Here is a 331-nt window from a genome sequence, read left to right as displayed (position 1 = left end):
ATAGGTGTACAGCTCCATGCCCTGCCCCCTCAGTTGGCCGCGACGACCGTGCCACGGCATTCGCCGAAGCCGATGCTGGCCACGCCGTCACGCTGGCAGCGGGCGCGCAGGATGATCTCGTCACCGTCTTCGAGGAACTTGCGCACCTCGCCACTGGCCAGCTCCACCGGCAGTTTGCCGCCTTCGGTGATTTCCAGCAGGCTGCCGTACGAGCCAGGGGTGGCACCGGAGAGGGTGCCCGAGCCGAACAGGTCGCCCGGCTGCAACTGGCAGCCGTTGACGCTGTGGTGGGCAACCAGTTGGGCCACGGTCCAGTACATGCTGCGGGTGT

Annotated in this window: 1 protein-coding gene; it reads right to left on the bottom strand. The window is 67.1% G+C overall.

Annotated elements, in window-relative coordinates; translation table 11 throughout:
- Positions 1–29: 29 nt before the first annotated feature.
- On the bottom strand, positions 30–331 hold a 302-nt coding region (locus tag QWI17_RS14895; RefSeq protein ID WP_302723320.1), incomplete at its 5' end, for a fumarylacetoacetate hydrolase family protein.

The organism is Gilvimarinus gilvus, from assembly GCF_030518155.1.
Taxonomy (GTDB): Bacteria; Pseudomonadota; Gammaproteobacteria; order Pseudomonadales; family Cellvibrionaceae; genus Gilvimarinus; species Gilvimarinus gilvus.
The sequence above is the reverse complement of the archived record's forward strand: the minus strand, read 5'-3'. Positions and strand labels throughout refer to the sequence as shown.